Origin of the sequence: Ralstonia pickettii, assembly GCF_030582395.1 — a bacterium.
GTDB classification, from domain to species: domain Bacteria; phylum Pseudomonadota; class Gammaproteobacteria; order Burkholderiales; family Burkholderiaceae; genus Ralstonia; species Ralstonia pickettii_D.
In genome coordinates this window covers 39704-64100 of the sequence record NZ_CP104381.1, presented here as the reverse complement: position 1 = coordinate 64100, position 24397 = coordinate 39704, and the positions used below count along the sequence as shown (strand labels likewise).

At 65.3% G+C, this 24397-nt stretch carries 23 protein-coding genes; 8 read left to right on the top strand and 15 right to left on the bottom strand.

All coding sequences use genetic code 11. The annotated features are described in order from the left end of the window. Positions 1–80: 80 nt before the first annotated feature. A complete protein-coding gene (locus N5B55_RS00225) occupies positions 81–974 on the bottom strand; it encodes a lipid A biosynthesis lauroyl acyltransferase (protein WP_065860147.1) in 894 nt (297 codons plus the stop codon). 13 nt (positions 975–987) lie between these two features. Beyond that, positions 988–1836 (bottom strand): lysophospholipid acyltransferase family protein, encoded by an 849-nt coding sequence (locus tag N5B55_RS00220; protein ID WP_304538776.1) that lies wholly within the window; start codon positions 1834–1836, stop codon positions 988–990. Positions 1837–2082: 246 nt separating this feature from the next. Here N5B55_RS00220 and metK point away from each other — a divergent pair, with 246 nt between their 5' ends. After that, entirely contained in the window at positions 2083–3273 is a 1191-nt protein-coding gene (gene metK, locus N5B55_RS00215; RefSeq protein ID WP_065860304.1) for a methionine adenosyltransferase, read from the top strand. 70 nt (positions 3274–3343) lie between these two features. Here metK and N5B55_RS00210 read toward each other — a convergent pair whose 3' ends face one another. Next, positions 3344–3856 (bottom strand): hypothetical protein, encoded by a 513-nt coding sequence (locus N5B55_RS00210; RefSeq protein WP_065860145.1) that lies wholly within the window; start codon positions 3854–3856, stop codon positions 3344–3346. Between the two features lie 241 nt (positions 3857–4097). Between N5B55_RS00210 and N5B55_RS00205 the strand changes: the two genes are divergently transcribed. Beyond that, positions 4098–4979 carry an AraC family transcriptional regulator gene (locus tag N5B55_RS00205; protein ID WP_304538775.1) on the top strand — a complete coding sequence of 294 codons (882 nt, stop codon included), beginning with the start codon at positions 4098–4100 and terminating at the stop codon, positions 4977–4979. A gap of 28 nt (positions 4980–5007) precedes the next feature. On the opposite strand, the gene N5B55_RS00200 is transcribed toward N5B55_RS00205, so the two are convergent. Beyond that, entirely contained in the window at positions 5008–6996 is a 1989-nt protein-coding gene (locus N5B55_RS00200) for an acid phosphatase (protein ID WP_304538774.1), read from the bottom strand. Positions 6997–7229: 233 nt separating this feature from the next. Here N5B55_RS00200 and N5B55_RS00195 point away from each other — a divergent pair, with 233 nt between their 5' ends. Next, positions 7230–8378 (top strand): HPP family protein, encoded by a 1149-nt coding sequence (locus N5B55_RS00195; protein ID WP_304538773.1) that lies wholly within the window; start codon positions 7230–7232, stop codon positions 8376–8378. Between the two features lie 7 nt (positions 8379–8385). Here the strand turns inward: N5B55_RS00195 and N5B55_RS00190 are convergent, their stop codons facing one another. Continuing rightward, positions 8386–9000 (bottom strand): glutathione S-transferase, encoded by a 615-nt coding sequence (locus N5B55_RS00190; RefSeq protein ID WP_304538772.1) that lies wholly within the window; start codon positions 8998–9000, stop codon positions 8386–8388. A 269-nt stretch (positions 9001–9269) separates the two neighbouring features. Between N5B55_RS00190 and N5B55_RS00185 the strand changes: the two genes are divergently transcribed. The 3 genes from N5B55_RS00185 (at position 9270) to N5B55_RS00175 (ending at position 13073) form a co-directional block, all read left to right on the top strand. Further along, positions 9270–11474, top strand: coding sequence for a response regulator (locus tag N5B55_RS00185; protein WP_304538771.1), 2205 nt, complete (start codon positions 9270–9272; stop codon positions 11472–11474). Positions 11475–11545: 71 nt separating this feature from the next. Beyond that, positions 11546–12457: an RNA polymerase sigma-70 factor gene (locus tag N5B55_RS00180; RefSeq protein ID WP_304538770.1), complete on the top strand. Its 912-nt coding sequence runs from the start codon at positions 11546–11548 to the stop codon at positions 12455–12457. 145 nt (positions 12458–12602) lie between these two features. Then, on the top strand, positions 12603–13073 hold the full coding sequence (locus tag N5B55_RS00175) for a carboxymuconolactone decarboxylase family protein (protein WP_154206137.1): 471 nt from the start codon (positions 12603–12605) through the stop codon (positions 13071–13073). 85 nt (positions 13074–13158) lie between these two features. Here N5B55_RS00175 and N5B55_RS00170 read toward each other — a convergent pair whose 3' ends face one another. Then, positions 13159–13704, bottom strand: a complete 546-nt coding sequence (locus tag N5B55_RS00170; RefSeq protein WP_304539817.1) for a GNAT family N-acetyltransferase — start codon at positions 13702–13704, stop codon at positions 13159–13161. Between the two features lie 215 nt (positions 13705–13919). Here N5B55_RS00170 and N5B55_RS00165 point away from each other — a divergent pair, with 215 nt between their 5' ends. Next, complete coding sequence (locus N5B55_RS00165; RefSeq protein ID WP_304538769.1) at positions 13920–15497, top strand: lactonase family protein; 1578 nt, start codon at positions 13920–13922, stop codon at positions 15495–15497. 178 nt (positions 15498–15675) lie between these two features. Here the strand turns inward: N5B55_RS00165 and N5B55_RS00160 are convergent, their stop codons facing one another. The 6 genes from N5B55_RS00160 to N5B55_RS00135 form a co-directional block, all read right to left on the bottom strand. Continuing rightward, positions 15676–16611, bottom strand: coding sequence for a bestrophin family protein (locus tag N5B55_RS00160; protein ID WP_304538768.1), 936 nt, complete (start codon positions 16609–16611; stop codon positions 15676–15678). Positions 16612–16694: 83 nt separating this feature from the next. Further along, the gene (locus tag N5B55_RS00155) at positions 16695–17432 is read right to left on the bottom strand and encodes an amino acid ABC transporter ATP-binding protein (protein ID WP_012760853.1); all 738 of its coding nucleotides are present in this window, start codon (positions 17430–17432) and stop codon (positions 16695–16697) included. Then, positions 17419–18072 carry an amino acid ABC transporter permease gene (locus N5B55_RS00150; protein ID WP_009239334.1) on the bottom strand — a complete coding sequence of 218 codons (654 nt, stop codon included), beginning with the start codon at positions 18070–18072 and terminating at the stop codon, positions 17419–17421. Before N5B55_RS00150 ends, N5B55_RS00155 begins: the two co-directional genes overlap by 14 nt. After that, positions 18069–18803 carry an amino acid ABC transporter permease gene (locus N5B55_RS00145; RefSeq protein ID WP_304538767.1) on the bottom strand — a complete coding sequence of 245 codons (735 nt, stop codon included), beginning with the start codon at positions 18801–18803 and terminating at the stop codon, positions 18069–18071. The genes N5B55_RS00150 and N5B55_RS00145 overlap by 4 nt, the downstream gene beginning before the upstream one ends. Before the next feature lie 67 nt (positions 18804–18870). Beyond that, positions 18871–19698, bottom strand: coding sequence for a transporter substrate-binding domain-containing protein (locus N5B55_RS00140; RefSeq protein WP_037027927.1), 828 nt, complete (start codon positions 19696–19698; stop codon positions 18871–18873). Between the two features lie 27 nt (positions 19699–19725). Beyond that, positions 19726–20490, bottom strand: a complete 765-nt coding sequence (locus N5B55_RS00135; RefSeq protein ID WP_304538766.1) for a FadR/GntR family transcriptional regulator — start codon at positions 20488–20490, stop codon at positions 19726–19728. 321 nt (positions 20491–20811) lie between these two features. On the opposite strand from N5B55_RS00135, the gene N5B55_RS00130 reads away from it, so the two are divergent. Further along, the gene (locus tag N5B55_RS00130; protein WP_304538765.1) at positions 20812–21111 is read left to right on the top strand and encodes a hypothetical protein; all 300 of its coding nucleotides are present in this window, start codon (positions 20812–20814) and stop codon (positions 21109–21111) included. 110 nt (positions 21112–21221) lie between these two features. Here the strand turns inward: N5B55_RS00130 and N5B55_RS00125 are convergent, their stop codons facing one another. From N5B55_RS00125 to N5B55_RS00115, 3 genes are all read right to left on the bottom strand, one after another. After that, the gene (locus tag N5B55_RS00125; RefSeq protein ID WP_304538764.1) at positions 21222–21545 is read right to left on the bottom strand and encodes a hypothetical protein; all 324 of its coding nucleotides are present in this window, start codon (positions 21543–21545) and stop codon (positions 21222–21224) included. Positions 21546–21567: 22 nt separating this feature from the next. Continuing rightward, positions 21568–23331 (bottom strand): ShlB/FhaC/HecB family hemolysin secretion/activation protein, encoded by a 1764-nt coding sequence (locus N5B55_RS00120; protein WP_304538763.1) that lies wholly within the window; start codon positions 23329–23331, stop codon positions 21568–21570. 112 nt (positions 23332–23443) lie between these two features. Continuing rightward, positions 23444–24322, bottom strand: coding sequence for a hypothetical protein (locus N5B55_RS00115; RefSeq protein ID WP_304538762.1), 879 nt, complete (start codon positions 24320–24322; stop codon positions 23444–23446). Positions 24323–24397: the final 75 nt, after the last annotated feature.

The following is a 24397-nucleotide window of genomic DNA, read 5'->3' as shown; positions in this document are numbered from 1 at the left end:
CACAGCTGCGGCGATGAGCGTTCGGAAAACGCCCATTCTAAAGCGAGCCGGCCGCGGTTGCCCCGGGCCGGCTGCGGGCATCAATAAATGCCCGGCATGCCCTCGGGGCGGTGCTTGAAGCGCTTGTGCACCCAGTAGTACTCGGTAATGCGCGGGCGGATCGCGTCTTCAAAGAAGGCGTTCATGCGGCGCGTGTCGGCGGTCAGGTCCCCGGTGGGGTAGTTCTCCCACGCGGGCAGGATGCGCAGCGCATAGCCCTCGTAGTTGGGCAGGATTTCGGTGTACATCGGCACGACCTTGGCGCCCGTCATCGACGCCATGCGCGGAATGGCGTTGAGCGTCAGCGCCGGCACACCGAAGAACGGCACGAACTCGGAATCGCGCTCGCCGAAATCCATGTCGGAGATGAGCTGCAGTGCCTCGCCGCGCTTGATGGTGCGCATGATCTGGCGGATGTTTTCGCTGCGCTCCAACATGGTCGCGCCAAAGCGGCTGCGCAATGCCTTCACGGCTGCATCGAGCGCCGGGTTGGCCATGTGCGTGTACAGCGAACAGCCCGCGTTGCCGACGTTCTTGCGCAGGTAGTCTGTCAGCGCCAGCGCGCCGATCTCCACGCCCGACAGATGCAGCGTGACGAGAATGTGCGGCTGGCCGTGCAGCGCCGGCAGGTTGGCCTGGTCGTCGATCTTCACCACGCGCATCAGGCGCTTTTCCGATGCGAACCACGCAAACGAGCGCTCGGCAAAGCTGCGGAAGACCTTGCGGAAAACCTCGTGCGCCATGGCTTCGCGCTCGGCTTCAGATTTCTCGGGAAAGCATGCGCGCAAGTTGGCCAGCACCACGCGGCGGCGGCCATTGGGAATGCGGTACAGCAGCCCGCCCAGGCCTTCGCCAAAACGCGCGACAAAGCCGTATGGCAGGAGGGACAGCAGCCACAAGAAGCCGAGTCCGAGTTTGGCAGAGAAACGTTCCATAAAGGCAGCAGTGTCAGGCAGCGGGCGGAGCGTCCGCGCCCTTGGGATGCTTGTAGCGGTTATAGCCCCAGAGATATTGCGTCGGCGCCACGGCAATCAGCCGTTCAATGGCGGCGTTGATGCGGGTGGCGGCCTGCGTGGCGTCTTCGGGCAGATCGCCGATCTCCTCCACGTGCAGCCGGTAGCCCGTTCCGCGTGGCAGCCGCTCGGCAAACAATGCCACGACGGGCGCACCTGTGAGCCGATGCAGGCGGTGCACCAGCGTCATCGTATAGGCGGGCTTGCCGAAGAACGGCGCCCATACGCCTTCACCGCCGGTGGGCGTCTGGTCGGGCAGGATGCCGATGGACTCGCCGCGCTTGAGCGCGCGCACCAGCATGCGCACGCCGCGCGGGTCTGCGGGGGCCATGTGCATGTTCGGCCCCGTGCGCATGTGCTCGATCCAGGCGCGCAGACTTTCCTTGCGCGGCGGCTTGAACAGCGATGTGACGGGATGCTCGTTTGCGTAGGCCTGGGGTAACACCTCGAAGCACCCCAGATGCGGCGTGAGGAAGATCAGGCCGCGCCCGTCTGCCAGCGCGCGCTCGATGACGGTTCGGCAGACGTCGAACAGGTGCGGAGCGACCTGTGCCCCATTCTTGCGCACCCAGAAGTACGGCATCTCGAACACCATCCGGCCTGCGGAGCGCCCGGCCTCTTTGAGCATGGCGGGCGTGACGTCGGGATAGGCGTGGCGGAAGTTGGCGATGAGCCGGTCGTGGTAGCGGCCGGGTACCTTGGCGGCCAGGGCTCCCAGCCAGCCGCCCAGCGCCTGCAGCGCTGACAAAGGCAAGCGTGAAAACAGCCAGAACAGGAAGGTCATGCGTGCGGTCGCAGCAATGTGTTGGTCGCAGTCGACAGAGGAGCAGGGTCTTGGCAGGCCGTGCTGCAGCCCGAAAAAGTGCCGCGTATAATAGCGCGATTCGCCGAGTTAACTGACAACTTGCGGGGCGAATCCTTGTCGGGTCACAAACCTGGGCAAGGTTACTAAATACCGCTAAAGCGTCGCCGGCCGTGGCTCAAACGGATGGCGCGTAATAGCAAGTTCGCCATTCTGGAGCTTACAACCGTGTCAAACGACTTCCTCTTCACTTCGGAATCCGTTTCCGAGGGCCATCCCGACAAGGTCGCCGACCAGATTTCCGACGCCATCCTGGACGCCATCCTCGCCCAGGACAAATATGCGCGCGTCGCTGCAGAAACGCTGTGCAACACCGGCCTGGTGGTGCTGGCGGGTGAAATCACCACGTCGGCCAACGTCGATTACATCCAGGTCGCGCGCGAGACCATCAAGCGGATCGGCTACGACAACACCGACTACGGCATCGACTACAAGGGCTGTGCCGTCCTCGTCGCTTACGACAAGCAATCGCCGGACATCGCGCAGGGTGTCGACCGCGCGTCGGACGACTACCTGAACCAGGGCGCCGGCGACCAGGGCCTGATGTTCGGCTACGCGTGCGATGAAACGCCCGAGCTGATGCCCTTCCCGATCTACTACGCACACCGCCTGGTCGAGCGCCAGTCGCAACTGCGCCGCGACGGCCGCCTGCCCTGGCTGCGCCCGGATGCCAAGTCGCAGGTGACGGTGCGTTATGTGGATGGCAAGCCGCACAGCGTCGATACCGTGGTGCTGTCCACCCAGCATGCGCCGGAAATGTCGCAAGAGGCCATCCGCGAAGCCGTGATCGAAGAGATCATCAAGCCGGTGCTGCCGTCGCACATGCTGGCCGACACCAAGTACCTGGTGAACCCGACCGGCCGCTTCGTCATCGGCGGCCCGCAAGGCGACTGCGGCCTGACCGGCCGCAAGATCATCGTCGACACGTACGGCGGTGCCGCCCCGCACGGCGGCGGCGCATTCTCGGGCAAGGACCCGTCGAAGGTCGACCGCTCGGCCGCTTACGCTGCGCGCTACGTGGCCAAGAACGTGGTGGCGGCCGGTCTGGCGCGCCAATGCCAGGTGCAGGTCAGCTACGCGATTGGCGTGGCACGCCCGATCAACATCACGGTGTACACGGAAGGCACGGGCGTGATTCCGGACGACCAGATCGCCAAGCTCGTGCACGAGCATTTCGACCTGCGTCCGAAGGGCATCGTGCAGATGCTCGATCTGCTGCGCCCGGTCTACGAAAAGACCGCCGCGTACGGCCACTTCGGCCGCGAAGAACCGGAGTTCAGCTGGGAAGCCACCGACAAGGCCCTGCTGCTGCGCGAAGCGGCTGGCCTGACCGGCGAGCCGGCCAAGGCGTTTGCCTGAGCCAGCGCTGATGCCAACGAGAAACCGCCCTTCGGGGCGGTTTTTTCTTGGGCCTTCGCAGCAACAGCAATCAAGCTGCCGTCACGCGAAAAGCCCGCCAGTGCGGCGAGTTGCCGTAGCGGGCACGAATGCCCTGGCGCAGTTCAGCGGCGTTGGCATATTGGAAGAGGCCGTTCTCGATGTCGTAGAAGAGTTCGCGACCGGGGCGCGTGTCCACGGCTGTCGCGTGGCCGTAATCGGACAGCCAGTACACGCCCGGCGTACCCGTCACGATATCGAGCAGCGCATCGAAGTTCACCGCGTTGGCAACCTGCACGCCATGCAGGTCCACGTTGCTCAGCAAGGTCAGCACGTCCTGCCCGTTGCCATTTGGATCCCACCGATATTTAACCTGCAAGATGCCGGCGCGCAGCTTGCTCGGGTCGGAGTCCTTGGGCGCGATCGACGCGTCCAGCGTGCTCTTGCACCAGAGCGCGCTGGCGGCGGCGCACCAGCCCAGGCGGCGTTCGGTGTCAGTGCCGCCGCCTTGCGTCTGCAGGCTCGAATAGTTGTTGTGCGATGTGTACAGCGTCTGTTCTGCCATGATGTGGCCTCGTCATCCATGAGCGTGAAGTACCGGCCGGATTGCCGGCGTGCCGCAAGGAACCGCCCTACGGCAAGACCCACTCTAGAGACGCCGAGGCAGCGCCGATATGCGCCGCATGTGCCCAACCGCGCCCCATGGCAAGCGGCACGGGGCAAAGATCACGGCAGGCGATTGCGCAATTTCGATCAGGCGCAGCCAGCCTGCCGGCGATACCTTAGCGCCACCCAGGAGCCACGCATTGACCACCGCCACCGACCGCTACCTCGCCCGCTTCCGCGCCGTGCTCGCACACATCGACGCGCATCTGGAAGACACGCTCGACGTGGACAGGCTGGCCGAAGTGGCAACGTTTTCCAGCTACCACTTCCACCGCCAGTTCTCGTTGCTGTTCGGCATGAACGTCGGGCGCTATGTGCAGTTGCTGCGCCTGAAGCGCGCTGCGCATCAACTCGCCTATCGCGACGAAGCGCGCATCACCGACATCGCACTGGCGTGCGGGTACGAAGGGCCGGAAGCATTTGCGCGGGCGTTCCGCAGGCAGGCGGGACAATCGCCGTCGGCATTTCGGGCGGCGCCGCAGTGGGCGTCCTGGGCGACCGATCTACAGGCGCTGCGCGCCCTCAGGAGCAAACACATGCCCGCACAACCGCAAATCCAATCCGTTGAGATCGTCGAGCGCGAGGCCGTTGCCGTCGCCGCCATCGAGCACCGCGGTGACCCAGCACGCCTTGGCGAGACCCTTCGCAGGTTCATCGCCTGGCGCCGCGAGCATCGGCTGCACCCGAGCGTTTCGGCCACGTACAACGTCGTCTACGACAATCCCGACGATGTGCCGCCCGAGGCGTTCCGCATGGACATCTGCGCGGCGACGCGCTCGCCGGTTGCGCCCAATGAAGCGGGCGTAGCGAGCAAAACGCTGGCCGGCGGCCGCTACGCCGTGCTGCGCCACACGGGCTCCGACGACACGCTCGCCCAAAGCGTGGCGTACCTGTATGCCGATTGGCTGCCCGCCAGCGGCGAGGAACTGCGCGACGCGCCGTTGCTGTTCCAGCGCGTGCGCTTCTACCCCGACGTGCCCGAGCACGAAGCTGTGACTGACGTGCTCCTGCCGCTCAGGTGAGCGTCCAGACGTTCAGGCGATCAGACGATCAGGCGTCCAGGTGGATCTGGATGCCGGTCGCCGTGTAGATGGCCGTGGCCTGGAAGCCGTCCACCACTACCGACGTGAACTGCCGGTTGCTGCCGGCGCCATCCAACACGGCAATGGTGTCGCCCACCTTGGGCGTGTAGCCATTCACGAACTTCACGTGCAGCGTGCCGCCGGCGATCGTGGTGAGGCCCGCCACGCTTAACTTGCCCTGGCCGTTCGGGCCGATGGCCAGATCAAGCGTGGTGCCCTGCAGTTGCGTGAACTTGCCGGCAATGGCCACCGCCGCCGGCGCGTTGACCGCCAGCGTGCCGGCGCCCACATACACGTCGCCCGCACCGAATGCATTGGCCGAATCGGCTTCCAGCACGCCGCCTGCGACCTGCGTGCCGCCGGTGTACGTGTTGGCGCCTGCCAGACGCAGCCGGCCGGTGCCTTGCAGCGTGAGCTTGCCCGGGCCCGAGATGGCGTTGCGCCACGTATCGGCGGCATTGAAGCCGCCCTGCGTAGCATCCATCGACACGATCACGTTGCCGTTGAACGCGCCGTAACCGTCGGCCGCAGCGAACAGGTTGAGGCGGCCCCAGCCTTCGGCGTCGTCGAGCACGGGGTAGCCGGACGCCAGCTCGGTGGTCTTGAGCACCACGCGGCGCTGGTCAGCACTCAGGTACGGGAAGCGCGTTTCCAGCAGCACCTCGGCACCCTTGGGCACCACCGGCGCCAGCGTCGTCGCGCCGATCTGCGTAAAGCCAAACGTCATGCGGCGCGTGAAGTTGGCCTGGTTGGTGGCGTAGTCGGCAAAGCGATCAGTGGCCAGCGTACCGGACTGGGCCAGCGCCTGGAAGGTCGTGGCATCCGTGCCGGTCTGCGCCATCAGCGCGGTGTGCGCCTGCGTGAAGGCCGCCGCCTTGAGCGCGGCGTTGGCCGGGTCGACGAGGTTGGCCGCCGCGGCGGCAATGCCGATCATGCGGCCGGACATCACATCCAGCGGCGAATGCATGCCCGCCAGAATGCGGTTCTCGCCCAGTTCCATGCCGCGGGCAAGCATCTGCTGGAACCGCTCAGGCACCAGGTATGCCATGGCCACCGCATCGCGCGTTGCTTCCGCCGAGTGGCCGCTGATGAAGCCACCGTCGGTCGTGGGCGTCGGGCTCTCGGCCGGCACCAGCGTCGGCACGACGACTACGCTGCTGCTCCAGCGGTACGGTCGCGCGTATTTGTAGAAGCGCTTCGAAGGCTCAGTGGAGGCGTTGTTGCCCACCGTGTTGATCAGGTCGACCACCTTGCCGAAGGCAGTATTGCCGGCCGAGGTGCCCACGCCCGTGTTGTTGCCGCTGTCGTTGTAGAGCACGGTCGTGGCGTCGGACGGCACGGTGGTGATGGACGTGGTCTGCTGCGCCAGCGTGCGCCACGCGGTGGTCAGCGGCCCCATGCCGTCGGTCACGCTGTAGCCCTTGCCGCGGCGGTCGTCAAAGTACGCCGCGTCGGCCTGGGCCTGCGTGCGGTTGGTGGTGGCATTCACCACGTATTGAACGTTTGCGTTCAAGACCGGCAGATTGAGCTGCGTGCCACCGGCCGTGCCGTCGTTGGGCAGGCCCGTCCACGTGGACGCCACCACCGCCGGGAACGACCCGTTGGCCGGCGCACTCACGCCCGCATCGACGATTTCCGTAAGCGGCTGCCAGAGATCCAAAAAGCGCGTGAACAGGCGCACGCCGGCATTGGTGCCCAGCGTGGCGTAGCGTGCATCGCCGCGCTGGTTGCTGGCGATGTTGTCGACGAACGCCGGTACGCCGCTGGCCACGGCAGCCGTGTCGACAAAGCCGGGGTCTGCCGGCGGCGCCGGAATGGCCTGCGTGGTGGCAACGGGCGTGCTGCTGGTGTTGTCATCGCCGCCGCCGCACGCGGTGAGCGCGAGGGCGCCAAGAAGCGCAACGAGGCTGGAGCAAAGACGCGGGCGGGAAAACACGGGGCGGACAGTGGGGGACATGGTGCGGCGGGCGTGCAGCCCGGCGAGAGCGCTGGAAAGCCCCGCAGTCTCGGCACGCGGCATGAAACAACGGTGACGTTTCGTTGACAAATCCGCGTGATCTACGCCCCACATTGGGGCATTCCTTGCCATGACAGCGCTGCCAGTACGTTATGTCACAGAGTGATACAATTGCCGGCCGCACTCTTTGACTTTGGTGAAGCCTGGTCCGGGCAATCGCCGTCCCGTCGACCATGCCCGCTTCACCTTTGCATCCCGCCCTGCGCCGCTGGCTCCACAGCTTCGTTCCTGCCCCGGTGACGGTGCGCCGGGGCGAACGCATCCGCTCCGCCGTCGGCGCCCTCTTCGGCATCCTGTTGACGGGCACGATGATGAAGTTGGTGCCCGGCGCTGCCACGCTGATCCCGCTGCTGGTCGCGCCCATGGGCGCCTCGGCCGTGCTGCTGTTTGCGGTGCCGGCCAGTCCGCTCGCGCAGCCGTGGTCGATCATCGGCGGCAATCTGGTGGCCGCCACCGTGGGCGTGACCTTCGCACTGCTGGTCGATGATCCGGTGATTGCGTCTGCGCTGGCCGTCTCGGCGGCCATTGCCGGCATGTTTGCGCTGCGCTGCGTGCACCCGCCCTCGGGCGCGGTGGCGCTCACCGCCGTGATTGGCGGCCCGGCCGTGCATGCGCTGGGCTATCGCTTCGTGCTGGAGCCCATCCTGATCCAGTCAGCGCTGCTGCTGGTGGGCGCACTCGTGTACCACGCGGCCACGGGCCACCGGTATCCGCACGCGCAACGCCTGCCTGCTGCCGAGCGTCCGCCCACGGCGGCTGGTTTCACCCGCGCCGACATCGTCGCCGCGCTGCGCCGCCAGAGCGAGCTGCTCGACATCGACCCCGAAGACATCGAAGCCGTGCTGCGCGAGATGCAACTGCAGGCCTACACGCGCACGTTCCAGGCGCTCACCTGTGCAGACATCATGACCGCGCCGGTGGTGACGGTCTCGGCGGGCACGTCGATCCCGCGTGCGCTGCAACTGCTGCGCCAGCATGGCTTCAAGGCATTGCCGGTGGTGGACGAAGACAGGCGCGTGGTGGGCATCGTCACGCGTGTCGACCTGCTCGGCCTGGCACCGGCAGACCTGCGCCAGACGTTGCGCCGCTGGTTCAGCATCGGCGCGCTCACCCCGCCGCGTGTGGCCGATCATATGAAGACGCGCGTGCAGACCATTGCCGCCAGTGCGCCCATGTCGGATCTGGTGCCAATGTTTGCCAGCGCCGGCCACCACCACATTCCAGTGCTGGACGCCGATGGCCGGCTGGCCGGCATCGTCACTGAATCGGACTTGGTGGGCGGGCTGTACCGTCAGGCCAACATCGAGCCGCAAGTCGTCTGAACGGCCATCAAACCGCGTCCATCGGCAACTCGCGGAACGCACTCAGCTGCTCCGCCGCCACCGAGTACGCCACCAGGCGCGGGTAATCCGCCGCCGGCACGCGGTCCGGCACCATCAGTTGGATGAAGGCCCAGGCCACGGCCACCGTTACGCCGGCCTGGCTCAGCTCGTTCTGGTCCACCGGCAACGGCGCGTCCTTCCACTCCGCTTCAAGCGCTTCCAACGCCGCCAGCAACTGGCTGTGCACGCGTTCGACCCACGGCCCGTGCACTTTCTCGCTCGGGCGCAGGTTGTGTTCATAGACGATTTGCACGGCTTTCTCGCACGCGGCGAGCGCCAGGCCGATCACGCGCAGGGTGTACTGGCGCTCGGCAATGGTGGCAGGCATCAGGCTGCGCCCCGCCAGCATTTCTGCGTAATCGATGATGAGCGTGGAGTCGATCAGCACGGTGCCATCGTCGCACACCAAGGTGGGTGCCTTGACCACCGGATTGATGGCGCTGAACTGATCGAAATGCCGGAAGACCGAGACCGACGCGTGCTCGAACGGCACCCCGAGCAACTTGAGCGAAATGGCCGTGCGGCGCACATACGGCGAATCAAGCATGCCGATCAACTTCATGGAATCTCCTGGCTGGTGAGAGTGTGTGACGGGTCGGTAAACCGGGCCGCTCTGCAGCACATTCGGCGCGCGGGCATGGATGCACATGATAGACAGTCAGCGCAAAGCGTGCCTGCGGCATGGGCACGTTTTCTGCGTGCGCAGCATCCGCTTTGAGCCACCGATTTGCCACGCGATTTGAGCCGCCTGATGCCGCCACCGGCCGGCCTCCCGATTTTCTAGAATGCACCACACGGGCCAACGCTGCTGCCCGCCGGACAGGAGACCTTATGCCGTTCCTCGCGCACGACCATGACTGCCTCGGCTGGAGCGGTGAGATGGCGCAGCGCGTGCTGGCATTCGATTGGGCGTCCACGGAGCTGGGCCCGATCGAACACTGGCCATCCAGTCTGCGTGCCGCTGTGCAAATGGTGCTGGCGTGCCCGGTGCCGCTCGTCATGCTCTGGGGCCGCCACGGCTACATGGTCTACAACGACGCCTACGCCGTGTTTGCCGGCGGACGTCATCCGTATCTGCTCGGCTGCCCCGTTGAACTCGGCTGGCCCGAAGTGGCGGACTTCAACCGCCACGTCATGGATGTCTGCCTCGGTGGCGGCACGCTGTCGTACCGCGACAAGGAACTTGTCCTGCTGCGCAGCGGCCGCCCCGAAGACGTGTGGATGGATCTTTACTACAGCCCGCTGCCCGATGACACGGGCCGCCCGGGTGGCGTGCTTGCCATCGTGGTGGAAACCACCGAGCGCGTGCAGACCGAGCGCGAGCGGCAGGCCGCCGAGCAGGCCCTGCGCCAGTTGACCGAAACGCTCGAGCAACGCGTGGCCGACGCACTGTCTGCCCGCGCCGAAGTGGAAGCGCAATTGCGCCAGGCCCAGAAGATGGAAGCCATCGGCAACCTGACCGGCGGCGTCGCGCATGATTTCAACAACGTGCTGCAGGTGATTGCCGGCAACCTGCAGATGCTGGCCGTGGAAGCGCCGGGCAACACGCGCGTTCAGCACCGGGTGGCCGCTGCCACGCGCGCCGTGCAGCGCGGCGCCACGCTGGCCGCGCAATTGCTGGCCTTCGCGCGGCGCCAGCCACTCTCGCCTGCGGTGGTGAACCCGACACGGCTGATCCAGGGCATGAGCGAGATGCTGCACCGCGCGCTGGGCGAAGCCATCAAGGTGCAAACGCACCTGGCCGATGACCTGTGGCACGTGCAGGCCGACCGCAACCAGCTCGAGAACGCGCTGCTGAACCTTGCCATCAACGCACGCGATGCCATGCGCGGCGGCGGCGTGCTGACCATCGCCGCCACCAACGTCACGCTCGACAGCACGCAGGCGCAGGGGCGCGGCCAGCTTGCGCCCGGGGATTACGTCGTCTTCTCCGTCACCGATACCGGCGTGGGCATGCCGCCCGAAGTGGTCGAACACGTCTTCGAACCGTTCTTCACCACCAAGCCCGACGGCCACGGCACAGGCTTGGGGCTCAGCATGGTGTTCGGCTTCGTCACGCAGAGCGGCGGGCATGTCGCCATCGACAGCGCCGTCGGGCGGGGCACCACGGTGCAGCTTTACTTCCCGCGCAGCACGGTGGCCGCCCAGGACGATGCCCTCGAACTGCGCGATACCGTCGTCACGCCCATGGGTGGGCGCGAGACCATCCTCGTGGTGGAGGACGACACCGACGTGCGCCTGACCGCCGTCGACATGCTCACCCAGCTCGGCTACCGCGTGCTGACCGCCGCCAACGGCGAGGCCGCGCTGGAACTCATGAACAGCGGCACGCCCATCGATCTGTTGTTTACCGACGTGATCATGCCGGGCCCCATCAAGGGCGGCGAACTGTCGATCCGGGCCGCGCAACGCGTACCGCCGCTGCCGGTGCTGCTCGTCTCCGGCTATACGCGTGACGAAATCCTGCACGACGGGAGGCTGCCGCCCGGCGTGACGCTGCTCGACAAACCCTACCGGCGCGATGACCTGGCGCGCATGGTGCGCAACGTGCTCAACAGCAGCCGCACAGGGCAAGCGCAGGCGCAGCCAACCTCAACGACATCCATTGACGATGCTGGAACCGCGGTTGCCGACACGTCGCCACCGCCCACGGTGCTCCTGGTGGAAGACGACACCGCCTCCCGCGAAGCCCTGCAGGAGGTGCTCGCCACCTTCGGCCTGCAATGCCTGGCCGCCGCCACTGCGGAAGACGCACTCGCGCTGGCCCACACGCGCCCGGTTCAAGTGCTGCTGACCGACCTCACCCTGCCGGGCCGATCCGGCGCTGAGCTCGCCCGTGCGCTGCGGCCGCTGCACCCACACATGGACGTACTGCTGATGACCGGTTACGGCGCGCACGCCGAGATTGGCGAGCCTATTCCGGGCGCGCGCGTGCTCGCCAAGCCCGTCGAACTGACGCTGCTGCATGAAGCGCTGGCGCCATGGCTCGGTACGACCGTAAACGCGGCAACTCGACATGTGACGAACGCCGCATAATCGCTGCGTCCTGTCACAACTGACCGCGCCTGTCCGTCTAGGGAGCATCTTCCCTAGACGACACCTCCGCCATGACGTCACAACCACACCCCGACCGTGCTACCCGCACTGATCGCGAAGACACGGCCTTCAGCGCCGCGCGGCCTCGGCTTTTTGCGATTGCCTACCGCATGCTGGGCAGCCGGGCCGACGCGGAAGACGTTTTGCAGGACGCCTGGATGCGCTGGCACCAGACCGACCGAACCGCGCTGCAATCGGCCGAGGCGTGGCTAGTGACCGTCGTCACGCGCCTGTCGATCGACCGCCTGCGCGCCGCCAAGACCGAGCGCGAAGCCTACGTCGGCTGGTGGTTGCCCGAGCCGCTGGTTGAACCCGAAAGCCACGCCCCCTCGCCCGAAGCCGCCGTGGAACTGGCGGGCGATCTGTCGATGGCCCTGCTGTGGGTGCTCGAGCGCCTGTCGCCCGAGGAGCGCGCGGCGTTTCTGATGCGCCACGTGTTCGAGCAGGATTATTCGGAGATCGCCACCCTGCTGGGCAAGACCGAAGCTGCGTGCCGGCAGATGGTGCACCGCGCATTTGAGCGCGTGCAGCAGGGGCGCCCGCGCTTTGATGTCGCGCCCGATGCGCATCGGGAGTTGCTTGCGCGCTTTGCCGAAGCCTCGCGGACGGGCCAGCGCGACGCCATCCGCGCGCTGCTTGCAGACGACGCACAACTGGTGGGCGATGGCGGCGGCAAGGTGCCTTCGTTCATGCGCATCATTCAAGACGCCGGGCAGATCACCAAGATCTACTGCGAGCTGGTGCGCGCCATGGGCGACGTCCGCTACGTGCAGGCCCGCGTGAACGGCGAGCCCGGCCTGCTGCGCTACGTGGAGGGCAAGCTGGAATCGGCGCAGTCGTTCGTCATCGAGAACGGCCAGATCGTAGCCATCTACGTGGTGCGCAATCCGGACAAGCTGGCGCACATCGGCATCGGCGCATAAAAAACCGAGTTTTCTGGCAGGGCTGTCACAACGCAGCCGCGACAGGCGTCTTCAGGGTATGGAGCGAGGCAAGGCGAGCACCCGCTGCCCGCTGCCCACTGCCTGCCTCGGCGCCTTCATCCATTCAAACCCTCAGGAGCCACGTATGTCGCAAGCCCCACGCATTGCCTTCTTCGAACTCGCACCGAAGGCGTTCAACCACCTGCTGAACCTGTCCAACGGCCTGCGCCGCGACTTGCTGGGGGCAAGGCTGGTCGACCTCGTACTGCTGCGTGTGTCGCAAATCAACGGCTGTGCCTTCTGCATCGACATGCACTGGAGCGACCTGATGAAGATGGGCGAAGACCCCCGCCACGTGAACGCCGTGGCCGGCTGGCGCGAAGCGCCGTTCTTTACCGAGCGCGAGCGCGCTGCCCTGCGCTGGGCCGAGCTGGTCACCAACACGCCGCACAGCGATGCCAGCGACGAAGAGTTCGCCCGCCTGCGCACGCACTTCAGCGATGAAGAGATCGCCGAACTGAGCTTTGTGATCGTCACCATCAACAGCTGGAACCTGCTGAACGTGAGCCTGCGCAACCCGGTGCCGTTGAACGCGCCGTATGCTGCAGCGGCTTGACAAGCACTGCGCCGCCGGTCGGACGATCGCTGTACAGCAGCGCTTGCGCCCACGCGTAGGCGCTGCACCTACAGGCTCAACAAGTTCAGCCGTGCAGGAAGCGCACCATCAGCACTTCGTCTGCATAGCCCGTGGTCGATTTAAGCGCGCGGGGCTCCACGCCGTAGGTCTCAAACCCGCAACGCTCGTACAGCGCCAGCGCCGCATCGTTGCCGCGTACCACCGACAAGGTGAGCTGCTGCACCAGGCCCGTTGCGGCCGCCACGATGCGATCCACCAGCGCCACACCCACGCCGCGCCCGCGCGCGGCCGGCGCCACGTAAAAGCCCCACAGAAAACCCTTGTGCGCGAGCTTCGCTATCGTTTGCTGCTTGAATCCAACCATGCCGACGATGCGCGCGTCGCTGCCCGTTCCGGCATAGGCGCCCAGCACGATGGTGGTCGCCAAGCGTTCGGCAAACGCTTCCGTGGAGAGCCCCGCTTCGGCCTCATAGGTTGATCCGAATGCGTCGGGCGAATCCTTGAGCGCGGCAAGGCGAATGGCGCGGTAGTCAGCCACATCGTTTGCCTCCGCAGAAGACAACTGACGGATCAAGACTGTGTTGTTCGAGTTTGGGCTGGCGTTGGACATGGCTGGCAAGGCGATCAGCGTGTAGGCGAAAAGCAAACTATAGCCCGCAGTATCGCGCCAATCACACCCGCGCGACCTACAGTGCCGCCTCCGTCCATGAAGCCGAGGGCTCTGTCCGTCAATTGGCCTATGTCGGCATGTGCCCAGCTACCTATGCTTCGGGAAACGCGAGTCAATAAATCTACAAACCGCGACAACCGGAACGGGGGGAAGCCATGGCCGAGCTTTTGATCGCCAAAGCGCAAAGCAGCAGCGCACTCACACAACCCACACCGGCACCGATTCCGCCCGACGCCCTCCGACACGCACGCGGCATGCACGGCGCCGCGCTGGTGATGGCCGCCGCGCTGTCACTGGGGCTCAGTGCCTGCGGTGGCGGCGACGATGCCGGCACCACCACCCCGCCCACGAACAACAACACGCCAGCCCCCACCCCGTCACCCGCGCCCGCACCGGCGCCCAAACCGGCGCCATCGCCATCACCTGCGCCCACACCAACGCCGGCGCCCACACCTGCGCCCGTGCCCGCGCCTGCGCCCGCGACCTATTCCGTGGGCGGCACCGTCAGCGGGCTGACCAGCGGCAAGTCCGTCACGCTGTTGGACAACGGCGGCGATGCGGTTGTCGTCAACGCCAACGGCAGCTTCAACTTCCCCACCAAGCTCGCACAGGGCAGACCCTATGCAGCGACGGTCGGCACACGTCCGGTGGGAGAGACCTGCACCGTCACCAACGGCAGCGGCACCGTAGGCACCAGCAACGTGACCACCATTGCGGTGGCGTGCACGCCCAAGCCCCTGTTCGGCTATGCGGTCAACTCCAATGACGGCACCATCTCCGCCTTCACACTGAATGCGTCCACCGGGCTGCCCACGGCCATCGGTACGGCAGTCACGGTGGGCGCGGGCCCGCTGTCGCTGACCATCGACCCTGCGGGCAAGTTCGTCTACGTGGCCAACGCCAACGCGAACACCATCACCACGCTGTCCATCAATGCCGATACCGGCCTGCTGACGGTCGTGGGATCAGCCACCCCAACGGGTGTACAGCCGTACAGCATTGCGCGCACGCCCAACGGCAAGTTTGCGTACACGGCCAACTATGGTGACAACAAGATCTCGGCGTTCTCGATCAACACCGGCACGGGTGCGCTCACCGCGCTCTCGCCCATTACCGCCGGGGCCAACCCGTACACCGTCACCGTCAACAGCGCCGGCACCTTCGCCTATGTGGTGAACGCCAACAGCGGCGCCACGCCCGGCACGGCCATGGCGTTTGCTGTCAACAACAGTACCGGCGCGCTCACGCAGGTGGGCACCACGGTCAACACCGGCAACACGCCGCAGTTCATTGCGGTGAACTCGGCGGGCACCTATGCCTACGTGACCAACGCCGCAGACAACACCATCAACGTCTACAGCATCAGCAACACCGGGGCGCTCACCGCATCTGGCACACCCGTGGCGGCAGGCACCAACCCGTACTACATCGCCATCGCACCGTCAGGCGGCTTCATGTACGTAACCAACGTGCTGGACAACACCGTGAGCGTCTTCAGCATCAACCCGTCCAACGGGGCGCTCACAGCTGTCGCCACCACGCCCACCGGCAACGCGCCCGTGACCGTGATCGTCAACCCCGCCGGCACCTTCGCCTATGTGGTGAGCGCCGTGGACAACACCGTCAGCGCGTACAGCATCGACAGCACCACCGGCAAGCTGACCGCCGTGCCAAGCGGATCGGCCGCCACCGGCAACATCCCGCGCGGGATGGCGATCGTGGCAGTGCCTTGAGATCCAGGTTGTGGCTGAGCTGAGTTGAGCAGAATCGGTCTGCACAAATGGTCTGCACAAATGCAAAGCCCCTCGCGATGGCGAGGGGCTTTGTGCGCGTTCGTTCAGCGACGGCAGCGATCTTCGGTGTCGATTGCGTGCGTCATGGGCTCGGGATCGAGCGGTGTCGCTGCATGCGTCAATGCAGGATGCAATCGTGCGTCCCCTGAGCACTAGCCAGACTCGGCTCGCCCAGAATGTCGCGCACGGCATCTTCAATCGTGTTGGACAGCGCGTTGAGCGCGAGGTCGTTGTCTTCCGTGCCGAACGGATCTTCAAGCTGCGAGGCGATGGCCTCGTGCGCCATGAAGGTGTATGCCACGAACACCGCAAACACGGGCGTGAAACTGCCGATGCTTTCCACCAGCCCGAACGGCAGCGCCGCGCAGAAGAAGTACACGGTGCGGTGGATCATGACCGAGTACGCAAACGGCAGCGGCGTACCGGCAATGCGCTCGCACCCACCGATGCTGTTCGACAGCTCGTTCAGGTTGCGGTCGAACGCGAGGGCGGCGTACCCATCGAGCGCACCGGCTTGCGCGCGACGCTGCACCCATTCCCCCAGCCACTGCACGATGGCGATGGGCCGGTAGCGCGAGGCCATCACGCGCTCGAGCAACGGCGCGGGCAGGCGGGCGGCGAGGTCGTCGCGCGCATCGGTGTGGCGCAGCTGGTGGCGCAGCGCGTGTGGCAGCGCACCTAGCACCTGTGCGAACTCACGCACGTCTGCATCCGCTGCGGCAGCGTTCAGGCCTTCACCGCGCGGCAACGTCAGCGCCTGACGCATGAGCGAACGCGCCGTGGTGAGCAATTGGCCCCAGAGCTTGCGGGCCTCCCAATAGCGGTCGTAGCTGGCGTTATTGCGAAAGCCCAGGAACACCGCCAGCGCAATGCCGACGAGCGAGAATGGCGTCGTGCTCAGGTTGACCGAGATGGGCAGCAGGTGCGCATGCACCGCGATGGCCACCAACGACACGAGGAAGATCAGGAACAGACGAGGCAGGAGCTGAGGGAGCACCGATCCGCGCCATGCGAGCAGCATGCGGAACCAGTGCAGATGGGGGCGGACAACCATGGGAAGACGCGAATGCGTTGCAGGGGAGTGCGCGAATTATGGCAGAGGCAAGGCCGCGCGGATGCCTGCCTATGCCCTGCGGCTCACTGCACCGCGCCAATGAACGCCGCCAGTTCCGCCGTCTTGGGGCTGGCAAACACCTCTTTGGCCGGCCCGCTTTCATGGATCAGCCCCTGGTGCATGAAGACGAGCTGGTCGCCCACGTCACGGGCGAAGCGCATCTCGTGCGTGACCATGATCAGCGTCATGCCTTCGGCGGCGAGCTGCTTCACCACGGCCAGCACTTCGTTCACCAGTTCCGGATCGAGCGCGGAGGTGATCTCGTCGCACAGCAGCACCTTCGGCTGCATGGCCAGCGCGCGGGCAATGGCCACGCGCTGCTGCTGGCCGCCGCTGAGCTGGTCGGGGTACGCATCGAACTTATCGGCCAGGCCCACCTTGACGAGCATCTGACGCGCGAGGTCGTTGGCGTCGGCCTTCTTCATGCCCTTGACCACCACGGGCGACAGCGCCACGTTCTGGCCGGCTGTGAGGTGCGGAAACAGGTTGAACTGCTGGAACACCATGCCGACGTTCAGGCGCAGCGCGCGCAACCGCGCGGGCGTGGCCTGCGAGCCCTGGAGCACCGCGTTGTCCACGACGATCTGCCCGTCGTCAATCGCTTCCAGCCCGTTGATGGACCGCAGCAGCGTGCTCTTGCCCGAGCCGCTGCGCCCAATGATGGCGACCACCTGGCCGGCCTCCACGCGCAGGTCGACGCCCTTGAGAACGTGGTTGTTGCCGTAATGCTTGTGTACGGCGCAAAGATCAACGAGCGGCATAGAGCTTCTTTTCCAGATGAGAGGCGTAAAGAGACAGTGGCCAGCACAGCGCGAAATACCCAATGGCCACCAGCCCGTAGATGAGGAATGGCTGGAAGGTGGCATTGGCCAGCACCGAACCCAGCTTGGACAGGTCTTCAAACCCGATGATGGAGGCCACCGCCGTGCCCTTGACGATCTGCACGGAGAACCCCACGGTGGGCGCAATCGACAGGCGCACCGCCTGCGGCAGCACCACGTGGCGCATCTGCTGGAAGTAGCCCATCGCCAGGCTGGAAGACGCCTCCCACTGCCCGCGCGGAATGGCCTCGACACAGCCGCGCCACACCTCGGCCAGATAGGCGCTGGTGTACAGCGTCAGTCCGATGGCGGCAGCCGTCCACGGCGACATCTCGAACCCCGCCATGGACGCACCAAAGAACACGATGAACATCTGCATGAGCAGCGGCGTGTTCTGGAAGAGCTGGATGTACGCCTTGCTCACGCGCTGCAGCGTGGCGTTGCGCCCCACACGGGCAAACAGCACCACCAGGCCGGCGGTGCCGCCCAGCGCAAAGGCCATGAGCGACAGCATGAGCGTGGCAAGCAGCCCCTCACCCAGCTTGAGGAGTATGGGCAACAGAGGGATGTCGGCGATCATGCGGCGTCTCCAACGGAAGCGGCTGCGTTGGCAGGAGTAGCAAGCGGTGCAGCGGACACCGCAGGCGCGCGGCGCCCGACAATAAAGCGCTGCCCGATCCAGGCCAGCAAGTGACGCAGCAACAGCGCCAGCGCAAAGTACAGCGCCGTCACCACCAGGTAGGTTTCAAACGCGCGGAAGTTGCGCGACTGGATGAAGTTGGCCGCAAAGGTCAGATCCTGTGCAGCAATCTGCGAGACGACCGACGTGCCCAGCATCACGATCACGATCTGGCTGCTCAGCGCCGGCCACACCTTCTGCAGCGCGGGCCGCAGCACCACGTGCCGGAAGATGGCCCAGCGGCTCATCGCCAGCGCGTTGGCGGCTTCCAGCTGGCCGCGCGGTGTTTCTTGAATGCCTGCACGCACGATCTCTGTGATGTACGCGCCCAGGTTGACCACCGCCGTGAGCAGCGCCGCCTGCCATTCGTTGATCTGCACGCCCAGCGAGGGCAAGCCGAAGAACACGAACATCAACTGCACGAGGAACGGCGTGTTGCGGATGCCCTCCACATACACCTTGAACAACGCATTGAACGGGGCGATGCGCCAGGCGCGGCACACACCCCCGGCAATGCCGATGGCGCCACCGAGCACCGCGCCCGCCGCCGTGAGCGCAAGCGTGAATGCCGCGCCCTGCGCGAGCTGGCTGCTGTAACTGAAGACAGCGCCAAAGTCGAATTGATAGGCCATGGAGGTCATCCGTGGCCCGGCACACCAACGTGGGCGCCGGGCCTGTGTTGCGAAGGCGTGCGTGCGCTTAAAGCTTGGCCGGCAGCGGCATCTTGATCCAGCGCTGCGACAGATCGTTCAGGCGGCCATCCGTCTTCAGCTTGGTGATGACGGTGTTCACCTTGTCCAGCAGCGCGGGCTCGCCCTTGGCCACACCCACGTAGCAGGGCGTGTCTTCCACGGGGAACTTCAGGTCGAGCTGGCGCAGCTTCGTGCGCTCGTTCACCGCGTTGGCGACGATGTTGCCCACCGTCACCAACTGCACCTGGCCGATCAGGTAGCTCTGCGCGGTGGCGTTGTTGTCTTCATAGCGCTTGATGGTGGCCGACGCCGGCGCAACGGCCGAGAGCGCCAGATCTTCAGTCGAGCCGCGTGTGACGCCGATCGTCTTGCCGGCCAGATCTGCCGGCCCCTTGATCGACACATCCTTCGGGCCATACACGCTCTTGGGGAAGGGCGCATACGCCTGCGTGAAGTCGATCACCTTGGCACGCTCGGCGTTCTTACCCAAGCTGGAGATGACGACATCCACCTTGCCCGTGGTGAGGAACGGAATGCGGTTGGTGCTGGTGACGGGCACCAGCTCGGCCTTGACGCCGAGTTCCTTGGCGACGAGGTTGGCCATGTCGATGTCATAGCCCTGCAGCTTGAGGTCTGGCCCCAGCGAGCCGAACGGCGGGAAGTCGTTCGGGATGGCCACGCGGATCACGCCGGCTTTCTGGATGTTGGCCAGCGCATCGGCATGTGCCGGGCGGCCGGGCAGCAACGCCGCAACAGCGCTGGCCGCCATGACGGCATGGAGGAAGAAGCGACGCGAGATGGGGCGCGAAGCGTGGCGGGCAGTGATGCGGGTCATTCAAAAACTCCTTCAGGAAATTCAGGATCAGGAAATCGAGGCGAGGCGAAACGAAGCCGGTTCGTGCTGCATGGGTTCGGGCGTGGCGGGCGGCGCAGTCAGATCAATGCCGCTGCGGCGCGCGGCCGACAGCAGATGCGCGCGCATGGCCTCTGCGCTGGCGGCGACATCGCCCGCGGCAATGGCCTGCACGATGGCGTCGTGCTCGTGCGCGGGGTGGTCGTCTGCGCCGTTGCGGGCAAAGGGCAGGCGCAGGCTGTGGCCGATGGCGTGTTCCAACTGGCCGGCCATCGCCATCAACCCGGGGTTGCCGGACAACTGCGCCAGCAGCAGGTGGAAGTGCAAATCCGCCTCTGCCGCGCTCAGCAAATCATTGCGCTCCAGCGCGTGGGCCAACTGCTGCTGCAGCCACTGCAGGTGGCGCAGGCCGGCGGCATGCATGCGCGCGGCAGCCAGCGCCGTCCAGCCGGGCTCCAGCACCAGGCGCAGCTCGATCAACTGACGCGGCGACAGCGTGCCCAGCGCCGGCGTGGCAAACGGCCGGTGCATGCGCTCGGCATTCGCCCCTTCTGCGCCAAACGTCTGGCCGCGCACCACCACGCCCCGGCTGGGGAGGATGTCCACCAGGCCCAGCGTTTCGAGCACGGTGAGCGCCTCGCGCAACGACGCGCGGCTCACGCCCAGGCTTTCCGCCAGCTCACGCTGCGGCGGCAGGCGGCTGCCACTGGGGTACTCGCCACTCAGGATGCGTTGCTGGAGTGCTTGCGCGACGGAGGATGGAATGCTGTGCATGGGCCGGGATTGGAGAAAGACACGGTCGTGGTCTGACCGGTCGCCCACGGCTTATGCGAGTTTTGTGCCATGCAGCATAAAGCAGCGTATTGCGCGGTATTGCGGGGGGTTGGTTGCCTGGGCTTTGCCCTTGGGTGAGGCGTGGGCTGGGGGTGTGGGGGATTGGGCGCTTGGAGTTGGTGCGGGGTGCACCGGTTTGGGACGTGTGGGCGATGAGGGAGCGGCGTGCGCCAACTAGCGTTGCACCAGTGGCTGAGCGGCGCGGCTATATTGCTTCACCAGAAACGTGACCTCGATGGACGACGTAGACAACTCAGGCACATGGCGACAACTCCAACCTTCTACCCCTACAGCCCGGAGCCGCATCGGGGCATCGCGCAGTCAGCGCCCGTTGCGCGGAATGTCATCAAGCTGGCGATCGACGCCGATGAGGCGGAAGCGTGGTTTTCAGAAACGCATGCGTGCCAACGGCTACGGGAATTGTTTCCGGCAGCCCTTACGTTTTTGATTGAGGATGACTACCTAGGCGAGAAGCAAAAAGCGTCGATCGAACAGGAGCTGGCGCCGGTGAAGGTGACGTGGGAGCCCGGGTATCGGATTGATGGGCGTCACGGGCGTTAGCTCGTTCGCTCGCGGCTGAGAATGCTGGGCAGCGACGCGGCAGCTGTTGTAGCCGGCCGCGTCTATGCAAGAACGGAATCGTGATCGTGTTGTACAGCTTCGCCGCGCGGCTATTTGTCTTGGCCGGCCGGGTCGGCCTCCTGAAGCTCCAAAACGATCGAACGATACCTGGAAAAAACCCAGAGACCGAAAGAGCAACCTACCCAGACAATGGCTGCGAGCATTGCCGCCAGAAACACACCTACGAACGGACTTGCGTTTAATGCTGTAAGACCATGGAGCGGCCTGCCATTCCACATCACCCGGCCAATACCGAACAGCGAGAGAGCCCCGATCAGCAAGCTGAGCGGCACAATCGACAGGTACAAGCCGATCGCAATGAGCTTGATCATTGAGCCGGCGCTAATTCTTTTGACCGTGATATCACGGTACATGTGGTTCGCCCCTGTGCTGGACTCAGTATTGGTACGTGACTTGGAAGCCCGTCGTGATGTTGGCTGTGGCGAAGCCCGCCGGCTTGTAGATCGGCGTGCCCGCAAACAGGTCGTAGGAGAGCGAGCCGAAGCGCGTCGCCCAGCCGCCACGCAATCCAATCACCGCACCAGCGAGTTGCCGTCCAATGATGTTGACGGTGGAAGGACCATAGACGTGGCCGTAATCCACGCCGCCGTAGACCGACAGGCCCGTGTTGCCGATCGGCGCTTGCAGCTCGTTGCGCCAGTAAAAGCCGTAGTCCCCTGCAAGCAGGTTCTCGCCGTCGAAGCCGCGCACCGTGTAGCGGCTGCCAATCGTCAGAGCGTCGAGCGAATACAGGTGGTCGCGCGTGTATTGGCCCCGGAAGGTGGTGACGTAACGCAGGTTCTGCGATGCAATCTTGAACGGCACGGACAGGTTCGCATCGGCCACCACCATGTGGTAGCGCCAGGTCGGGCCGCCGCCATCCGCGAGCGTGTCGTCCTGCGCGCCCAACGCGCCGATGCCTTGGCGATATGCCAGGTTGGCATCGAGCTGCGCCGCGCCGAAGTAATGGCGGTCTGTGAGCCCCACCTCGGCGGTCGTGTTGTTGCGCCGCTGCTGGGGAATCTCCGTGTCCTCGATGAAGCTCTTGCCGAAGCGCCGGGAGAGGCGGAACTGCACGCCGAGCACATCGTTCTGGCTGCGCTCGATAACGCGTTGCAGCTTAAGGTCAATGGTTTGCGACTTGCCGGCAGACACGAACGTCTGATTCACGCCTGCGATCTGTTGGAAGTAATCGCTTGCGTAGGCGGACAGCGTGCCGGTCCAATATCCCCAAGGCACCGAATAGAACGCACTCCAGCCCCGCGTACCGTGCCCATCGTTGCTGTAGTCCAGGTCTTTGGTGTACCCGACGTTGAAGAGGTCGTTCAGGCCCGTGGGGTTGTCGATCGACAGGCTCACATTGCCCTGCAACTTGCCGGTGGCACGCGTGCCGGAATTGTCGACGGAGGCGACCACGCTCCACGGCTTGGCGCGCTTGACGGTTATCACCACATCGCTCACGCCAGGCGCCTGAGTCGGCTCGATCTGCATGTCGACGTCCTGGCTGGCCACGCGCTTCATCTGCTCCAGGCCTTGCTCCAGGTCGCGCAAGTTCAGCAAGTCACCGGCGCGCGCCGGGAAGGCCGACTTCCAGGTGCCGCGCACGCTCGGATCGGCAAAGCGCAGTTGGCCGATGGTGCCGGGGATGAGCGCAAAGCGCAGCGTGCCGCCCGAGAGGTCTTGCTGCGGCACCAGCACGCGCGTGGTGACGTAGCCGCGCGCGAGGATGGCTTGAGAGACGCCCTTGGAAAGTATCTGCACGCCTTGCTTGCCGACGCACTGGCCACGGTAGTGGTCGAGCCAGGCGCGGGCGAATGCGAACGGGTCTTGCGGCAGTGCAGACGCGCCGTGTGTGCGTACTGCTTCCGGCAGGTCTGACGACGCCTCCAGCGCAAAGCGCTCGATGCGAAAGCATGGCATCTCGGTCGGCAGCTCGGGGAACTCGACCGGCGCGGCTTGCTGCGCGCGGACAGTCGGCGCCTGCAACGCCTGCTGGCGTTCACGCGCTTCCTGCTGCTGGCGAAGGCGTTGCTCTTGTTCGGCATTGGCGGCGGCAATCTGACCTGGAGCCGTCTGAGCCAGCACTGCAAAGGGCGCCAGTGTGCACAGCAGCACGCCGATCCATGCGGGAGCAAAGGTTGAGTTGGATGTGTAGTACATGCAGATACGGTTCTCAGCCGCCAGAGGCAGGGTGTTGCGCCGTCAAGGATTTGCCACCGGGCGGCCGCTTGACCGCCCGGTTCTGGATCCATGTTGATCGACGCGCGTCAACTCACGGCGCGGGGGTGACCGCCACCGACAAGGAGGTCAGAGTGCCCAGCACAGAACCGGAGTTTTGCGCCTTCACGAGCCCAACGCCGGGAGCGAACCACAGGTTGCCCGTCGCCACGTTGGTAATGCTGAACGGCAAACCGTTGAAATCGGTACGCCGCACGGCGAGCGAGAACTTGCACGCCTGCGCATAAGTGGCGCTGCCAACGGACACGTCTTCGCGTCCCGCATACGTAAGCGTCAGTTCCTTGATATAGCGCGTCTTGAAGGTCGTAGGCAAAGAAGCAGTACCGCCCGCCTGCTGCTCCAGCATGACGAGTGTGACTGGCGTGTTCAGTTGGAAGTCAGTTGCTGCCGGCACCGTCTTGACCAACCCAGCATACGACAAGCCACTGCCAAAGCTCGCCTTGCCGGAAATGATGGCAGTGCGCAGCTGTTCCAGCGTCATCGGCGAGTAGGTATAGGCGTAGCGCTGCTGCGGATCCGTATCGCCGACCGAGGGATAGCTGATTGCACCGGCAGGCAGGAATGGCGCGTTCGGCAGCATGAACAGAGCGTGGTGCTGGTCAATACCAGCAATCTGGGCGTGAACGTCCAGTCCTGAATAGGACTGTCCTTCAAACGATTGCGCGCCCGCGCCCGTGATCGTAGCGACGGTCACCTCTACGGGCACGGTGGTCGAGGCGGTGACCGTTGCAGTCTTGCCGTTGCCGGGCAGGGTGAAGCAGGAACTATCGGGACTCGTACTGCTCGCCGTAGTTGCAGTCGAGGCGTTGCTCGTGCTGCTGGAATCGCCGCCACCGCCGCAGGCAGTGACCATCAGTGCGGCGGCGATTGCGAGGAGGCTTACTTTATTCTTATTCGTTTGAGCGGCTTTCATGTCTTTATTTAATCAACTCTATTGCATCGAAAAAAATAGTTCGTATAGCGAACGCGATTACGGCAGCGTGCCGGT

Bases quoted from the DNA above. Each gene is read 5' to 3' on its own strand.
- N5B55_RS00130 (WP_304538765.1), top strand. From the start codon at position 20,812: ATGGCGACAACTCCAACCTTCTACCCCTACAGCCCGGAGCCGCATCGG.
- N5B55_RS00165 (WP_304538769.1), top strand. From the start codon at position 13,920: ATGGCCGAGCTTTTGATCGCCAAAGCGCAAAGCAGCAGCGCACTCACA.
- N5B55_RS00180 (WP_304538770.1), top strand. From the start codon at position 11,546: ATGACGTCACAACCACACCCCGACCGTGCTACCCGCACTGATCGCGAA.
- N5B55_RS00220 (WP_304538776.1), bottom strand. From the start codon at position 1,836: ATGACCTTCCTGTTCTGGCTGTTTTCACGCTTGCCTTTGTCAGCGCTG.
- N5B55_RS00200 (WP_304538774.1), bottom strand. From the start codon at position 6,996: ATGTCCCCCACTGTCCGCCCCGTGTTTTCCCGCCCGCGTCTTTGCTCC.
- N5B55_RS00135 (WP_304538766.1), bottom strand. From the start codon at position 20,490: ATGCACAGCATTCCATCCTCCGTCGCGCAAGCACTCCAGCAACGCATC.
- N5B55_RS00140 (WP_037027927.1), bottom strand. From the start codon at position 19,698: ATGACCCGCATCACTGCCCGCCACGCTTCGCGCCCCATCTCGCGTCGC.
- N5B55_RS00145 (WP_304538767.1), bottom strand. From the start codon at position 18,803: ATGGCCTATCAATTCGACTTTGGCGCTGTCTTCAGTTACAGCAGCCAG.
- N5B55_RS00190 (WP_304538772.1), bottom strand. From the start codon at position 9,000: ATGAAGTTGATCGGCATGCTTGATTCGCCGTATGTGCGCCGCACGGCC.
- N5B55_RS00120 (WP_304538763.1), bottom strand. From the start codon at position 23,331: ATGTACTACACATCCAACTCAACCTTTGCTCCCGCATGGATCGGCGTG.
- N5B55_RS00175 (WP_154206137.1), top strand. From the start codon at position 12,603: ATGTCGCAAGCCCCACGCATTGCCTTCTTCGAACTCGCACCGAAGGCG.
- N5B55_RS00195 (WP_304538773.1), top strand. From the start codon at position 7,230: ATGCCCGCTTCACCTTTGCATCCCGCCCTGCGCCGCTGGCTCCACAGC.
- N5B55_RS00155 (WP_012760853.1), bottom strand. From the start codon at position 17,432: ATGCCGCTCGTTGATCTTTGCGCCGTACACAAGCATTACGGCAACAAC.
- N5B55_RS00225 (WP_065860147.1), bottom strand. From the start codon at position 974: ATGGAACGTTTCTCTGCCAAACTCGGACTCGGCTTCTTGTGGCTGCTG.
- N5B55_RS00125 (WP_304538764.1), bottom strand. From the start codon at position 21,545: ATGTACCGTGATATCACGGTCAAAAGAATTAGCGCCGGCTCAATGATC.
- N5B55_RS00160 (WP_304538768.1), bottom strand. From the start codon at position 16,611: ATGGTTGTCCGCCCCCATCTGCACTGGTTCCGCATGCTGCTCGCATGG.
- N5B55_RS00115 (WP_304538762.1), bottom strand. From the start codon at position 24,322: ATGAAAGCCGCTCAAACGAATAAGAATAAAGTAAGCCTCCTCGCAATC.
- N5B55_RS00185 (WP_304538771.1), top strand. From the start codon at position 9,270: ATGCCGTTCCTCGCGCACGACCATGACTGCCTCGGCTGGAGCGGTGAG.
- N5B55_RS00150 (WP_009239334.1), bottom strand. From the start codon at position 18,072: ATGATCGCCGACATCCCTCTGTTGCCCATACTCCTCAAGCTGGGTGAG.
- N5B55_RS00210 (WP_065860145.1), bottom strand. From the start codon at position 3,856: ATGGCAGAACAGACGCTGTACACATCGCACAACAACTATTCGAGCCTG.
- N5B55_RS00170 (WP_304539817.1), bottom strand. From the start codon at position 13,704: ATGTCCAACGCCAGCCCAAACTCGAACAACACAGTCTTGATCCGTCAG.